General features: G+C 70.2%; 13 protein-coding genes. 3 read left to right on the top strand and 10 right to left on the bottom strand.

The window, feature by feature from the left end:
* Positions 1–10 precede the first annotated feature (10 nt).
* From RNB18_RS03410 to fabG, 7 genes are all read right to left on the bottom strand, one after another.
* Positions 11–2,011 carry a primary-amine oxidase gene (locus tag RNB18_RS03410; RefSeq protein ID WP_311712627.1) on the bottom strand — a complete coding sequence of 667 codons (2,001 nt, stop codon included), beginning with the start codon at positions 2,009–2,011 and terminating at the stop codon, positions 11–13.
* Positions 2,008–3,585 (bottom strand): APC family permease, encoded by a 1,578-nt coding sequence (locus tag RNB18_RS03405; protein WP_311712626.1) that lies wholly within the window; start codon positions 3,583–3,585, stop codon positions 2,008–2,010. Before RNB18_RS03405 ends, RNB18_RS03410 begins: the two co-directional genes overlap by 4 nt.
* A 133-nt stretch (positions 3,586–3,718) precedes the next feature.
* Positions 3,719–4,513, bottom strand: coding sequence for an SDR family NAD(P)-dependent oxidoreductase (locus RNB18_RS03400; protein WP_311712625.1), 795 nt, complete (start codon positions 4,511–4,513; stop codon positions 3,719–3,721).
* A gap of 16 nt (positions 4,514–4,529) precedes the next feature.
* Positions 4,530–5,738 carry an acetyl-CoA acetyltransferase gene (locus RNB18_RS03395; protein ID WP_311712624.1) on the bottom strand — a complete coding sequence of 403 codons (1,209 nt, stop codon included), beginning with the start codon at positions 5,736–5,738 and terminating at the stop codon, positions 4,530–4,532.
* Positions 5,738–7,174, bottom strand: a complete 1,437-nt coding sequence (locus tag RNB18_RS03390) for an OB-fold domain-containing protein (RefSeq protein ID WP_311712623.1) — start codon at positions 7,172–7,174, stop codon at positions 5,738–5,740. Before RNB18_RS03390 ends, RNB18_RS03395 begins: the two co-directional genes overlap by 1 nt.
* Position 7,175: 1 nt before the next feature.
* Positions 7,176–8,426 carry an acetyl-CoA C-acetyltransferase gene (locus RNB18_RS03385; RefSeq protein ID WP_311712622.1) on the bottom strand — a complete coding sequence of 417 codons (1,251 nt, stop codon included), beginning with the start codon at positions 8,424–8,426 and terminating at the stop codon, positions 7,176–7,178.
* A gap of 22 nt (positions 8,427–8,448) precedes the next feature.
* Positions 8,449–9,195: a 3-oxoacyl-ACP reductase FabG gene (fabG, locus tag RNB18_RS03380; RefSeq protein WP_311712621.1), complete on the bottom strand. Its 747-nt coding sequence runs from the start codon at positions 9,193–9,195 to the stop codon at positions 8,449–8,451.
* A gap of 113 nt (positions 9,196–9,308) precedes the next feature.
* Between fabG and RNB18_RS03375 the strand changes: the two genes are divergently transcribed.
* From RNB18_RS03375 to RNB18_RS03365, 3 genes are all read left to right on the top strand, one after another.
* Positions 9,309–10,535 (top strand): acyl-CoA dehydrogenase family protein, encoded by a 1,227-nt coding sequence (locus RNB18_RS03375; RefSeq protein WP_311712620.1) that lies wholly within the window; start codon positions 9,309–9,311, stop codon positions 10,533–10,535.
* Positions 10,536–10,690: 155 nt separating this feature from the next.
* A complete protein-coding gene (locus RNB18_RS03370; protein ID WP_311712619.1) occupies positions 10,691–10,948 on the top strand; it encodes a hypothetical protein in 258 nt (85 codons plus the stop codon).
* A 2-nt stretch (positions 10,949–10,950) separates the two neighbouring features.
* Positions 10,951–12,150 (top strand): SPFH domain-containing protein, encoded by a 1,200-nt coding sequence (locus RNB18_RS03365; protein ID WP_311712618.1) that lies wholly within the window; start codon positions 10,951–10,953, stop codon positions 12,148–12,150.
* Between the two features lie 24 nt (positions 12,151–12,174).
* Here RNB18_RS03365 and RNB18_RS03360 read toward each other — a convergent pair whose 3' ends face one another.
* The 3 genes from RNB18_RS03360 to RNB18_RS03350 are packed head-to-tail and all read right to left on the bottom strand — an operon-like array spanning position 12,175 to position 14,952.
* Entirely contained in the window at positions 12,175–13,173 is a 999-nt protein-coding gene (locus tag RNB18_RS03360; RefSeq protein ID WP_311712617.1) for an alkaline phosphatase family protein, read from the bottom strand.
* A 28-nt stretch (positions 13,174–13,201) separates the two neighbouring features.
* Positions 13,202–14,071, bottom strand: a complete 870-nt coding sequence (locus RNB18_RS03355; RefSeq protein ID WP_311712616.1) for a carbohydrate ABC transporter permease — start codon at positions 14,069–14,071, stop codon at positions 13,202–13,204.
* Positions 14,068–14,952, bottom strand: coding sequence for a carbohydrate ABC transporter permease (locus RNB18_RS03350; protein ID WP_311713010.1), 885 nt, complete (start codon positions 14,950–14,952; stop codon positions 14,068–14,070). The genes RNB18_RS03355 and RNB18_RS03350 overlap by 4 nt, the downstream gene beginning before the upstream one ends.
* Positions 14,953–14,973 lie beyond the last annotated feature (21 nt).

The following is a 14,973-nucleotide window of genomic DNA, read 5'->3' as shown; positions in this document are numbered from 1 at the left end:
TGGAGCGCGGTCAGCAGCAGGCCGCGGCGTCGTCGGTGTGGCAGTGCGCGCTCTGACTCGGCGGCAGGTCGAGGGCCGGATTGCCGTCGAAGAAGCCGCTCGGCTTGAGCATGAAGCCGATGGTGCTGACCGGCATGACCGGCCAGTCCTCCGGGCGGACGACGTGGTGCGCGCCGAAGGTGTACCAGACCACCACGTCGGTGTCCTCCAGCGGACGGTCGGCGGCGGCGTAGGCGGGCAGCCCCTCACCGCCCGGGTGCTGATTGGGGTAGTCACCGGCGGCGTAGCGCTCGGCGGGATCGTAGGCGGTCACCCACAGATGGCTCGCGGTGAATCCGGCGCGGGGGGCGAACAGCGCCTCCGGTGGGTACATCGGTACGGTGTTGCCTCCCGGCATCAGCGTGTACGCCACCGGCTCGCCGAGCCCGGAGAGCTTCTGAGGATTCTCGATCTTCCAGTACCGCGCCTTCAGCGGGTCGATCTGCCGCTGGGCCGCCGACTCGTGTGCCAGGACGGTCCGCCGGGTCTCCCAGGCGTTGTTGTGCGGATTCTCCGGCCCCGGCGGGCTGGCCACCGAGTCGATCTCGACCACGGTGTTCGCCGGGCCGTCGACGCTCATGTCGAGCCGGACGCAGAAGAAGTGCTGGTGGTGCGGCCCGTACAGGCCGGGCGCCACGAGCGTGCCGTGCCGGGGCTTCTCGCCGGGGGGCAGTGCGCCGGTGGAGATGACGCCGGTGAGCTTGACCTCGTACTCGATGGTGCCGTCGTTGTAGAGGTACCAGAAGTAGCCGTACTCGTAGTTGCCGACCGTGGCGATCATGGAGATGACCAGCCGTCGCCGGCGCCGCACCTGTACGGCGCCGGTACGGAAGTCGGTGTGCTTCCAGGCGATTCCGGCGTCCTCCTCGTGCATGCACACCGCGTTGGGGATGGTGACCGGGGCGCCGTCCTGGTCGTTCACCACCCCGTCGAAGTACTGGATGTGCCCGACGCAGTCGCAGCCGAGGGTGAGGGAGTTGGCCAGCCATCCGACGCCGTACTCGCCCTGGTCGAAGACGTTCTTGAAGCGGTGGGTCGGCGCCGGGTCGCCGTAGGGGACGTACATCTCCGACAGCGAGGCGCGGTAGAGCACGGGACGCAGCGTGCCCCGGTCGTCGTAGCCGACCTGGTGCAGTACCAGGCCCTCGCGGGGCGTGAAGCCGATCCGCAGGCGCCACTTCTGCCAGCGCACCTCGTGTCCGTCGACCGAGAAGCTGGGGCCCTCGGGCTGGGTGATCTCGATGGGCCGCACATCGTCGCGGTACGCCGGGAAGGCGGGAACGTTGTCCGGGGCGAACTGGAACTCCGGCTCGTAGTTCCCGGGACGGGGCGGGAACGGTACTACGCCGTGGTCCTCGACCTCGACGACCTTGCGCTCGTCCAGGTCCACGACGACCACCAGGCCCTCGACGGGGCGCGCGTAGCCGTGCTCGCCGGGCGCGGAGCGGACCCAGGTGAGCGGGCGGGCGATGCGCCGGGCCGTCGGGGCGTCCTGGGGCCCGGTCCAGCTCGCCGCCCAGGGGTCGACCATCGTCAGGGAGAAGTCCTCGACACCGCGGCGGCGCATCGCTTCCTGCCACCGGGGATCGTCGCGCACGATGTCCTCGCAGGCGTTGAACTCCTCGTCCATGATCGGGGGTTGAACGCCCTCGATGTGCCGCCAGGAGACCACCTCGCGGGCGGTGAGAGACACCACCGCCTCGTAGGTGCGCCGCTCCCCTCGCTCGTAGAGCAGGACGAACGCCTCGCGCGGCAGCGGGGGTTCGCCGGGCTGCCACGCGAGGACGTCCGACTTGGGCGGCTCGTGCAGCGTCACGAAGACGAAGCGCGCGGCATCGGTGAGTCCTCTGGCCTCGCGGAGCAGTCCGGCGGCTGCCGCGATCTCCGGGGCCGACAGCGGTTCGAGGGGATGCGCGGGACGTGTGGGGCCGATGGCCTCGGCAGGGTCACCGGTGGCGGTGATCGTGGTCATGAGACGGCCACGGCCGGCTCGCCCGCGGCGTCTTCCACGTCGGGGTCGGCGAGCGTGAAGTGTCCGAGGGCCGCGTACTTCTCGGGGCTGCGCGAGCGCAGTACGACGGAGATGACGACGCCGGCCAGGAACATGGCGAGCACGGTCCACGGCAGATACGTGATGAACGGGACGTCCTCGGCGCCCGCCAGCACGGTCCGGTTGTCGATCAGCAGATAGCAGGCGCCGACCATCGCCGCTCCGCCGAGGACGGGCGCGACGAGTGTGGCGAACCAGTGGAAGCCGTCGCGCGCGGTGGTGAGGAAGTACCGGATGATCGCCGCCGAGGCCAGGGCCTGCACGGCCAGGATGCCCAGCACACCGAGCAGCGGCGACCAGGTCCCGAGCTTCAGCAGGGCCCCTTCGGCGCTGGAGTCGTAGATCACGAATCCCAGCACGTACAGACCCACCACGGCGCTCACGGTCATCGCCGCGACGATCGGGCTGTGCCGGCGCGAGGTGCGGGCCAGGACGGACGGCAGGACGCCTTCCCGGCCGAGCGAGAACAGATAGCGCGCACCGGTGTTGTAGAACGCCATGGCGCAGGCGAAGGAGCTGGTGATCGCGAGCACTTCCATGGCCGTGGTGAGCGGAGAGCCGACGTACCGGTCGGACAGCGGATAGAAGGCGGAGGCGAACTTGCCCGCGAACTGGTCCTTCACCGCCTGCACCGACTCCGGCAGGCCCCATCCGGTGACGTAGACGTAGGACACGAACATGTAGAACACGCCGAGGCCGATCACCGAGCCGTAGGTCGCGCGCGACGCGATCTTGTGCGGGTCGCGGGACTCCTCGGCGTAGTTGGGAGCCATCTCGAAGCCGACCCAGGACCAGAAGGCGGCGAAGAGTGCCACGCCGGCGGCCGCCGAGCCGAAGACCTTGGTCGCGTCGTCGTTGCCGAACAGCTCGCCCGGGTTGAGCGGGGCCGCCGAGAAGCCGTGGGCTCCGCCGTCGATCAGGACGCCGACCCCCAGCACCAGCAGGACCAGCACCTCCGACACGAGCAGGACGCCGAGGACCTTGGCGGTCAGCTCGATGTGGAACCACGCGAGCAGGCTCATCACCGCGAGCCCGCCGAACATGTAGACCGCCACCGGGACGGACACTCCGGTCCACTCCTCCACGCTGGTGGCGGCGAAGTAGCCCATCACGCCGATGACGGCGGCGGAGAAGATGATGTAGCACAGAGCGATGAGCACGCCGGAGCCCACACCCGTGATCCGGCCGAGACCGCGGCTGATGAACGTGTAGAAGCCGCCGGTGGACGTCACCCGGCGGCTCATCGCGATGTAGCCGACGGAGAAGACCGTCAGGGCCACGGTGGCCAGCAGGAACGCGGCGGGCGCCGCGTAGCCCCCGCCCATCACGGCCACGGGCACGTTGAACAGCATGGCGGTCATCGGTGCCGCACCGGTCACGATGCAGAACAGCACGGACGGCAGTCCGAGGGCGGCGGAGTCCAGACGGCCGTGCTGGGATTCGGAGGTGGCCTGGGGCTCGGCGAGCGGGCGGGTGGAGACGGGCACATCGGTCACGGCGGCCTCGCGGGGATCAGAAGCGGAACCATCACACCTGGTGCCCGGACCGTAGGAAAGGTTCATTTCTCTGCAATTGCCACCCGGTAAAAACGCCGCCCCGTCCAGCGAGGGAAAGAAATCAGCCAGGTCCTCACTCGGAGCGCAGGTCCGCCACGTACGGCTGATGGGACAGCAGCCCTCCGTCCACGCGCAGGGTGTGCCCGGTGACGAACTCCGACTCGTCGGAGGCGAGGAAGACGACCGCCGACGCGACGTCCTCCGGGCGTCCCAGGCGCGGGGTGAGGTGATGGCGGAGCATCGCCTCGCGGATCGCCCCGTGCGCCGAACCGGAGCTGGCCGGGGTGATGATGAAGCCGGGCGCGATGGCGTTGCAGCGCACGCCCTGCTTGCCGTACTGGGTGGCGACGTACTGCGTGAGGTTGATGAGGGCGGCCTTCGAGGCGCCGTACGCCGGATTGCGCAGGTCGCCCGAAAGCCCGGACCCGGACGAGGTGTTGATGATGGAGCCGCCGCCGCGGGAGATCATGTGCGGGACGGCGGCCTGGATGGCGACCATCGTCCCGCGCAGGTTGATGCGCATCGTGTCGTCCCAGACCGCCGGGTCGGCCTCCACGACGGCGAGGTCCTGACGGGCGGCCAGGTGGGTGGCCGCCGCGTTGTTGTGCAGGACGTCGAGACCGCCGTACGTCTCGACCGCAGCGGCCACCATGGCCCGTACGCTCTCGATGTCGCCGAGGTCGACCGGGACCGCCGTCGCGGAGCCGCCGGCGGCGCGGATCTCCTCCGTGACCGCCTTGGCGCCCTCGAGGTTCAGGTCGGCCACGACCGTGAGCGCGCCCTCGGCCGCGACGCGACGCGCGGTGGCGGCGCCGATGCCGGACGCGGCCCCGGTGATGACGGCGATCTTGTCTTCGAGTCGCCCCATGGTCGAAACACCTTCCCTATGCGGTGAGTTGGCTGCCGACGACCGACACGAACGAGACGCACTCGCCGGGTCCGCCGCCGAGGTTGTGGGTCAGCGCGAGCGAACGTCCCTCGGCCACGGACTTCACCGTCCGCTCGGCCGGTGCCTCGCCGCGCAGTTGCAGCCAGGCCTCGAACATCATGCGCAGGCCCGAGGCGCCGATGGGGTGGCCGAAGGCTTTCAGGCCGCCGTCCGGGTTGACGGGCAGCGGGCCGTCCAGGTCGAACGCCCCGCTGGTGACGTCCTTCCATCCCTGACCGCGCTCGGAGAAGCCCAGGTCCTCCATCAGCACCAACTCCGTGGGCGTGAAGCAGTCGTGGACCTCGGCGAGGGCGAGCTCGGCGCGCGGGTCGGTGATGCCCGCCTGCCGGTAGGCCTCCCGTGCGGAGGCGACGACCTCGGGGAAGGTGGTGAAGTCGTACTCCGGGTCGAGGAGCCCGTCGGCCGGACCGGCGACGAAGGACAGCGCCTTCACGAAGATCGGTTTGTCGGTGTACTTGTAGGCGTCCTCGGCGCGTACGACGATCGCCGCCGCTGAACCGTCCGAGACGCCCGAGCAGTCGAACACGCCCAGCATGCCCGCGACGATCGGGGCCGACCGGATGCGCTCCAGCGGGACCTCCTTGCGGAACTGGGCGCGGGGGTTTCGGGCCCCGTTGACGTGGTTCTTCCAGGCGATGCGGGTGATGACGTCCTTCATCTCCTCCCCCGCCAGGCCGTACTTGGCGGCGTAGGCGGGGGCCAGGAGGGAGAAGTTCGCCGGGGCGGTGATCTCGCCGCGGCTGTCGTCTCCCGCGCCCGGGATGACGGTGCCGGACAGTCCGGACATGCCGGAGTCCTTGAGCTTCTCCACGCCGACGGCCATCGCGACGTCGTACGCCCCGGAGGCGACGGCGTAACAGGCGTTGCGCAGCGCCTCCGAGCCGGTCGCGCACATGTTCTCGACGCGGGTGACCGGCTTGTTGGGCAGGTGGAGCGCCCGGCTCAGGGTCAGCCCGGACACGCCGGAGGCCTGGGTGCCGAACCAGTACGCGTCGATGTCGTCGAGGGTGATACCGGCCGAGGTGACCGCCTCGCCGACGGCGTCGATCAGCAGGTCGTCCGCCGAGCGGGTCCAGTGCTCGCCGAAGGGCGTGCAGCCCATGCCGACGATCGCGACCCGGTCCCGTATTCCGTGCGAGCCCATCAGTGTGTCCCCTCGGTCTCGCCCGTGCGCACCGGCCGGGCCTTCCAGAAGTAGTTGTGGACGCCGGACGCCGTGACCGTGCGCCGGAACGTCATCTCGACCCGGGCGCCGATGACGGCGTCCGCCTCGGTGGCGTCGGTCAGCTGGCAGCGGAACCGGCCGCCGCCGTCGTAGTCGACGACCACGACGAGCATCGGCGGACTCGGCGTGGCCGCCAGGCGGTCGACGGTGAACGTGGCGACCGTGCCGCGCACGTCCGCCATCGGCTCGTCGGTCATGGCGTCGACGCTGTGGCAGGAGGTGCACACCCGGTCCGGCGGCAGATGCCGGGTGGCGCACTTCTCGCAACGGGAGGCGACGAAGCCGTACTTCCATGCGGTGCGTCGGTGTGCGGGCGGGGCGTAGGGCGGCTCGGGGTCCGGCCGGCGGGGTGGTTCGCGGTCGAGGAGACCGCGCCAGGACAGATACGTGGCGTACGGCATCGGGGCGCTGCCCTGGGCGATCTGCGCGGCGACCGGGCGGGTCGCCCGGTGGGCCGGGAGCGCGTCGGTGGTGCGCAGCAGGAGGACTCCGGCGCCGTCGCCGAGCACCAGCAGGGCGATGAGCTCGCCGGGCCGGGCCCGGTCGAGGACGTCGGCGAGGAGCAGTCCGGGCTGGGCGGTGCCGGCGTTGCCGATCGCTCCGGCCAGGTCCGGGGTCACCGCCTCAGGGCGGACACCGGCTGTGCGCCGGACCGCCGCGCACGCGCGCGCGTGCAGGCCCGCGACCACGAAGTGGTCGATCGAGCCGATGTCGACCGCCGCGTGGTCGAGGGCCGCGGTGAGCGCCTTGTCCGCGAGGGACACGTAGATCTCCTCGGCGAAGCGCTCCTCCCAGACCCGGGAGACGGGCGTGCCCGGCAGCCTCCAGCGGTCCAGGATCTCGTCGCTGACCGTGTCGTGGGCGAGCAACTCCGCGATGACCGGGGCCCCGTTGCGGTGTCCGCCGAAGACGAACGCCGCCGCGCCGTCGCCGCCGGCGACCTCGTCGCTGCCGCCGGGCAGGCCGGTGCGCAGGTCGGACAGGACCGTGAGGGTCGGTACCGGGGACCGGGCGGCCGTGACCAGGGCGCCGAGGCCTGAGCGCACGGAGCCGGCCATGTCGGCGGCGAGCACGTGCCGGTCGAGGCCGAGCGCGGCGTGGACAGCAGTGGCGTTGGTCTTGTCGAGGTAGGCGGGTGCGGCGGTGGCGAGGAAGAGCTGGCTGACGCGGGCGCGCAGGCCGTCGCTGGCCAGGGCGCCGCGGGCCGCCTCGACGGCCATGGACGTGGTGTCCTCGTCGTAGCCCGCGACCGCGCGGGTTCCCTTGCCTCCCTTGCCGCCCAGGGCGGCTGCGACATCCGTCCTCGCGAGGCGGTGGTACGGCACGTAGGCGCCGTATGCGATCAGTCCGGCCATGTCAGCGTCCTCCAAGAGCGTGGGTTGCGTCGGTCGGCCGTTCGAAGACCGCGGCGAGGCCCTGGCCCCCGCCGAGACACATGGTCTCCAGGCCGTAGCGGGCCTGACGGCGGTCCAGTTCGCGCAGCAGGGTGGCGAGGATGCGGCCGCCGGTGGCGCCGACGGGGTGGCCCAGCGAGATGCCGGAGCCGTTGACGTTGAACCGTTCGAAGTCGGTCTCGGTCAGGCCCCATTCACGGGTGCAGGCCAGTACCTGGGCGGCGAAGGCCTCGTTGAGTTCGATCAGGTCGATGTCGGCGAGCTTCAGTCCGGCTCGCTCCAGGGCCCTGGCGGTGGCGGGGACCGGGCCGATGCCCATCGTCTCGGGTGGTACGCCGACGACGGCCCAGGAGACCAGGCGGCCCAGCGGTCGCAGGCCGAGTTCGGCGGCGCGCTCGGGGTGGGTCACGACGCACAGCGCGGCGCCGTCGTTCTGGCCGCTGGCGTTGCCGGCCGTGACGGTCGCCTCGGGGTCCTGGCGGCCGAGCACGGGACGCAGCGACGCGAGCTTCTCCAACGACGAGCCGGGGCGCGGGTGTTCGTCGGTGTCGACGACCGTCTCGCCCTTCCGGGTGCGTACGGTGACGGGCACGATCTCGTCGGCGAACCGGCCTTCCCGCTGGGCCGCGACGGCCTTCTCGTGCGAGCGCAGGGCGAGTCGGTCCTGCTCTTCGCGGGGGATGGCGTATTCGCGTCGGAGGTTCTCGGCGGTTTCCAACATGCCCCCGGAGACGGGGTGGTTGACGCCCCCGGAGGTGACCCGGCCGCGGGCCAGGCGGTCGTGCAGGGTGGTGCCCGCGCCGCGTACCCCCCAGCGGACGTCGGTGGTGTAGAACTCGGCCTGGCTCATGGACTCGACGCCCCCGGCCAGCACGAGGTCGCTCGCGCCGGTCTGCACCTGCATGGCCGCGGTGATGATCGCCTGCAGTCCGGAGCCGCAGCGGCGGTCGATCTGCAGTCCCGGCACCTCCACGGGCAGACCGGCGTCCAGGGCGGCCACTCGGCCGATGGCCGGGGCCTCGCCGTTGGGATAGCACTGGCCCAGCAGGACGTCGTCCACGGCTGCGGGCGGTATGCCGGTGCGTTCCAGCACGGCGCGTACGACCGTGGCGGCGAGTTCGGCCGCCGTCACGTCGCGGAAGACGCCGCCGTAGCCGCCGACGGGGGTACGCAGGGGTTCGCAGATCACCGCGTCACGCAGGAGGGCGGGCATCAGCACTGCCTTTCATGAGGGGTCACATGTACCGGCCGCCGGTTACCTCGACCACGGCTCCGGTGACGTAGCTCGCCAGGTCGGAGGCGAGGAAGAGGACGACCTGGGCGACCTCGGCGGGCTCTCCGGCACGTCCCATGGGGATCTCCGCGAGCTTCGCGTCCCAGGCGGCCGGAGGCATCGCCTCGGTCATGGCGGTGCGGATCAGGCCGGGCTGGACGGCGTTGACGCGGATCCCGGCCCGGGCGAGTTCCTTGGCGGAGGCCTTGGTGAGGCCGACGAGTCCGGCCTTGGCGGCGCTGTAGTTGGTCTGGCCGAAGTTGCCGACCTTGCCGGCGATGGAGGAGATGTTGACGATGCTGCCGCCCTGACCGTGCGCGCGCATCGCCTCGGCGGCGTACCGGGTGCCGTTCCACGCGCCGGTCAGGTGCACGTCGACAACGGCGCGGAAGTCGCCGAGAGCCATCTTGCGCAGGGTCGCGTCCCGGGTGATCCCGGCGTTGTTGACCATGACGCCGACCGGTCCGAAGCTGTCGGCGCAGTGGGCGACGAGGGCGGCGACCTCGTCCTCGTCGGTGACATCGCAGCGCAGCGAGGTGGCTGCCACGCCGTTCTTGGCGAGGCGTTCGGCGGCTTCCGCCGCCGCGTCCTCGTTGATGTCGCCGAGGACGACGGACGCCCCCTCGGCGCCGAGGACTCCGGCGATCTCGAAGCCGATGCCCTGTGCGCCGCCGGTGATCACCGCGTTGCGGCCGTCCAGCAGTCCCATGTCAGCCCGCCCTGGCTCGACGCTATTCCTCTCAAATAGATAACCTATTATGCTGAAACAATCAATACAGCGACTGAGCTGTGCGCACGGGACCGGACGAGGAGAGTACGCAGGTGGACATCAGCTATCCCCCGGAGACCGAGGCGTTCCGCACCGAGGTCAGGGCGTTCCTCTCCGAGACACTGCCGCCGGACTGGAAGGGCATCGGCGCCCTCGACGAGGAGGCGGCCTGGGCCTTCGCCCGGGACTGGCGCCGTCTGCTGGCCGAGCGCCGCTACCTCTCGCTGACCTGGCCCGAACAGTACGGCGGCCGGGGCCTGACCAAGCTCCATCAGGTGGTGCTGATGGAGGAACTGGCGCTGGCCGGTGTGCCGTTCGGGCTGCCGCAGGACACCTTCGGCGTGAAGATGCTGGCCAACACACTGCTGCGCTGGGGCACGGACCAGCAGAAGGCCCACTTCCTCCCCCGCATCCTCAGCGGCGAGGACACCTGGTGCCAGGGGTACTCGGAGCCGGACGCGGGCTCGGACCTGGCCTCCCTGCGGACGCGCGCGGTGCGTGACGGTGAGGAGTGGGTGATCGACGGCCAGAAGGTGTGGACCTCCGGCGCCCACCACAGTGACTGGATCTTCGTCCTGGCCCGCACGAACCCGGACGCCTCCAGGCACCGCGGCATCTCCTTCCTGCTCGTCCCGCTCGACCAGCCCGGCGTCGAGGTGCGGCCCTTCCGCATGATGAGCGGACAGCTGCACTTCAACGAGGTGTTCTTCAACGGCGCCCGCACCCGCGCCGACCTCGTCGTGGGCGGCGTCGACAACGGCTGGACCGTCGCCCAGAGCCTGCTCGGCGTGGAGCGCGGGGAGGAGGCGGCGACCAACCCGATCCTCTTCAAGGCGGAGGTGGAACGCCTCGTCGAGCTGGCCCGGCTGTACGGCAAGGACCAGGACCCGGTGATCCGGCAGCGCATCGCCTGGTGCTGGTCCAAGGTCGAGATCATGCGCTATCTCGGCTACCGGATCCTCACCGGCTGGCTCAAGGGCACCGAGCCCGGCCCCGAGTCGTCGATCGCCAAGCTGTACTGGAGCGAGTACCACACCAAGGTCACCGATCTGGCGATGGACATCATGGGCCTGCACGGCCAGGTGCCGGTCGGCCGCCCGCCCCTGCGCACCTACCGCACCGACGACCCCGGCGCGGCGAACTCCTCGGCGTCCTGGTCGACGACGTACCTGATCGCCCGCTCCGGCACCATCTACGCGGGGACCTCGCAGGTGCAGCGGAACATCCTCGCGGAGAAGGTGCTGGGGCTGCCGCGCGAGCCGAGGGCAGCGGCGGGTTAGAACCCGGCCGGGTGCCTGTGCCGGCTGCGGCGGTGGACCGCGTCGGAGGCGGGACGGGCGGAGCGTAGTGGGCCTGATCGTCATGCCCGTTGGGCCCCCGGCCGCAGTAGGTCTATCGTCGGGATCCTGGGGCCAGACGATGAAGGGCGGCCGCGATGCCGCAGGACGAGGCCGTGATCGGCTGCACGGGGAAGCTGCTCATCGGAACCCGCGGCTCCGCGGGCCCCGGCGAGATCCTCGTGCGGGTCAGAGGCGGCTCGGAGACCTTCCTCGCCTGGTCCGAGGATCCCCTGCCCACCGGAGCGACCGTGCTCGTGATCGAGTCGCGTGGATGCCGCGCGGTCGGCGTCATCGAGTGGGCGGATCCATTGGACGCGCTCGCGGCAATCCCGCCGGCGCCGGCTGAGGAGTAACCATGTTCGGATACCGGGTTCCCGCTCCCGACGAGGCGATGCTGATCTCGGGGGGACGGCGGGGACTGGGGGGCGCGCCGTTCCGAGTGGTGACGGGGCACGGCAAGTTCGTGCTCCCGATCTTCCGCAAGACCCGGTTCCTCACCCTGTCGATGTGCGAGTCCGAGGTCACCGAGACCTGCGTGACCAGGCAGGGCATCTCGCTGCACGTCCGCGCCGTCATCGCCTTCAAGGTCGGCAACGACCACGAGAGCATCATCAACGCGGGCCAGCGGTTCCTCTCCGACCAGGACCAGATGTCGGTGCTGACGGGCCGGATCTTCGCCGGTCACCTGCGGGCCATCATCGGATCGATGACGGTCGAGGAGATCGTCACCGAGCGGCAGAAGCTCGCCGCGGAGGTCCTGGACACCTCCAAGACCGAGATGGCGAAGATCGGCCTGATCGTGGACTCGCTGCAGATCCAGTCGATCGACGACGGCGACACCGGCTACATCGACGCGATGTCCGCGCCGCACAAGGCCGCCATCCAGCGGCAGGCGCAGATCGCCCAGGCCCAGGCCACCCAGGCCTCGGTCGAGGCGGAGCAGGTGGCGGCCCGCAACCAGGCCGAGTACGCCCGGCAGACCGCCGTGGTCAGGGCGGAGTACTCGGCCGAGGTGGACCGTGCCCAGGCGAGGGCCGCGCAGGCCGGGCCGCTGGCACAGGCCCACGCCCAGCAGGAGGTCCTCGACGCGCAGACGGAACTGGCGCTGCGCCAGGCGAAACTGCGTCAGCAGCAGCTGGTGGCGGAGATCGTGAAGCCCGCCGAGGCCGAAGCCGAACGAATCAGGGTGCTCGCCGCCGCCGAGGCGCAGCGCATGAAGATCCAGGCCGAGGCCGCGGCCTCCTACGACCGGGTCGCGCTCGACCGGATGCTGATCGACCAGCTCCCGCAGATCGTGAAGGAGGCCGCGGGCGGCCTCGCCGGTGCCAACGTCAACGTCCTCAACGGCGCCGACGGGCTCGGCGAGATCGCCGCCGGTCTGGTGTCGCAGGGCCTGACGATCCTCGACTCGGTCCGGCAGAACCTGAGCGGCCAGGACTCCTCCGACGGCCGCCGTCCCGCGGAGAGCAACGGCAACGGCAGCGGCAACGGCCTGCTCCAGCTGCACTCGCGCAAGGACGGCAAGGCGGACGACGGCCCGGTCGACGTCGACTGAGTGGGTTCCCTCGATCAGGAGCCTCTAGCAGGGTCTGGGCAGGATGCGGCCTTGCAGGCCCCAGGCGGGGTCGATGGGGATGCCGAGACGGTCCAGGACGGTCGGGGCCAGGTCGACGAGGCGCGGGGTGTCGAGCAGCGTGCCGCCTGGCACGCCGGGCTCGGCGAGGATGACGAAGACCTCTCGCTCGGCATGCGTGTCGCCGCCGTGGCCACCGGTGTCGAGGTGGCCGTGGTCCGTGGTGACGAGCACAGTCCAGTGCTCGTCGGCACGGCCGGGGTGGGAGCGTCGGGCGGCGATCACGTCCAACAGCCGCCCGAGGTGGGCGTCCTGGGAGAGGAGGGCGTGGTCGTAGGCGGGGCTGAGGGGGCCGGTGGCATGGCCGGCTTCGTCGGCGGCGCCGAAGTACACGAACATGACGTCCGGGTCGCCGTCCGTGAGCCAGTGTGCGGCGGTGTCGGCGACGAGGCGGTCCGCGGCTTCGTAGCCCTGCGCCTCGCCGTCGTGGAGTACCCGCCGACCGACGGCGGGGCCGAGCGTGCCGCGATGGACCAGGTCGGGCCACGACACCACGGCCGCGGTGCGCAGACCGGGTCGGGCGGTGACGGCGCGGCTGAGGAAGTCGGGGTAGCGGGAGTAGTCGGCACCGGTGAAGTCGTTGCCGGTCACCCCGTGACGGTCGGGCCACACCCCGGTCAGCACACTCGACCAGCCGGGTCCGGAGTCGGTGTAGGCCATGCTGGTCGACGGCCCGTCCTCCGCCTGCCCGTCCACTTCGCCGTAGGGCAGCAGACTGGTGCCGTGAGAACCCGCGGCAATCAGGCCGTGCAACACGGGCGCCTTGAACGGCGAGCGAAGCGAGATGGGGGTCCCCCCGGCCGAAGGCTGGGGGCGGGTCAGCCGGTCGAAGCGCACCCCGTCCAGGCCCACTACGAGCACCTTGCCGCGCTTCTCGCCGTCCGCCGTCCCCTCCTCGGCGTGGTCACCGGGCGCCGGCCGCCCCGGCGGATCGACATCCGTCATTCCTCACCTCTCTCGATACCTCAACGGCTCAGCTGCCCTGCACAGCCCCTTCCGTCGCACCCGCGATGAAGCCTCGGGCGAAGATCGAGAAGACGACGAGCATCGGGACGGAGGCCATGAGCACACCGGCCATGACCATGCTGTAGTCGGTGTTGTGGGCGACGTTGAGCTGGGCGAGCGCCACCTGCAGGGTGACGTGGCCGGGCTTGGTGAGCACGACGAGCGGCCAGATGTAGTCGTTCCAGGCGTTGACGAAGGCGTAGATGGCGAGGAACGACAAGCCCGGCTTGATCATGGGCAGCGTGATGTTCCAGTACTGGCGGAAGAACCCGGCGCCGTCGATGCGTGCGGCGTCGAGAAGTTCGTCGGGCACGCCGCTCTGGATGTACTGGCGCAGCCAGAAGATGCCGAAGGCGTTGGCGAGGGCAGGCGGGATCAGTGCGCTGAGCGTGCCGACCCAGCCGATCTTGGAGACGAGGATGAACTGCGGAAGGATGCCCAGCTGCAACGGCAGCATCATGAACCCCAGCAGCGCGGCGAAGAGCACCCTGCGTCCGGGGAAGTCGAACTTGGCGAAGGCGAAGGCGGCCAGGGAGTCGACGAACAGCACCAGGAGGGTGGTGACGGACGCGACGACGATGGTGTTGAGCATCGACCCGAAGAAGTCGATGGTCTTGAGCATGTGCCGGATGTTCTCCAGCAGGTGGGAGCCGAAGGTCAGTTTCGGCGGACTCTTGTAGATGTCCTGGGTGGTGTTGGTCGCCATGATGATCGTCCACACGAACGGGAAGACCGAGATCAGGACGGCCACGATGAGGAAGACGTGCGCGCTCAGGCCCCTGGGGCGCCGGAACCGTCTCGTGCCCACCTGACCCGGCGTCGTGCCCGCTGCTGTCATGCCTTCCTCCCTCGTTGCACGATGCGCCAGTTGATGAGGACCAGCACGATGATCAGTACGAAGAAGGCCCACACGATGGCCGCGCCGTAGCCGTAGTCGTTGTTGACGAAGGCCGACTGGTAGAAGTACAGCAGCGTGGTCAGGCCCGCCTGGCCGGGGCCGCCGAGGCTGGGGTTGGCCGCCTCGCTGGCGAAGAGGATCTGGGGTTCGCTGAAGCTCTGCAGGCCGTTGATGGTCGAGATGATGACGGTGAACAGAATGATGGGCCGCATGATCGGCATGGTGATCTGGAGGAAGGTGCGGACGGGGCCGGCGCCGTCCAGCTTGGCCGCCTCGTAGATCTCCTTCGGGATGGTCTGGAGCCCGGCCAGGTAGATGATCATGTTGTACCCGGTCCACATCCAGGTCATCAGCAGCGCGATGACCAGTTTGATCAGCCACGGGTTGCTCAACCACGGGACGGGCGAGATGCCGACCGTGTCCAGGATCGCGTTGACCAGGCCGAAGTTGTTGCTGAAGACCGCGCCGAAGAAGATCGCCACGGCGACGATCGAGGTCACGTTCGGCACGTAGAGGGCGATGCGGTAGAAGCCCTTGAAGCGGCGCACCGAATGCAGCAGCGTCGCCAGCACCAGGGCACCGACGAGCGTGGGCACGGTGGAGAGCACCCAGATCACCAGGGTGTTGCGGATCGACAGCCAGAAGACGGGGTCCTTCCACAGGAACCGGAACTCCTGCAGCCCCACGAAGTGCATGTCGCCGATGCCGTCCCAGCGCTGAAAGGCCAGATACAGCGAGTAGAGGACCGGGAAGAACGAGAAGGCGAGGAAGACCAGGTAGAAGGGCGAGATCGCCAGGTACTGCCGCCAGTGGGACAGCACCCCGCGACGCCTGACCCGTAC

Origin of the sequence: Streptomyces doebereineriae (genome assembly GCF_031845645.1) — a bacterium.
GTDB lineage: Bacteria > Actinomycetota > Actinomycetes > Streptomycetales > Streptomycetaceae > Streptomyces > Streptomyces canus.
This window is presented reverse-complemented; position numbering and strand designations above follow the sequence as displayed.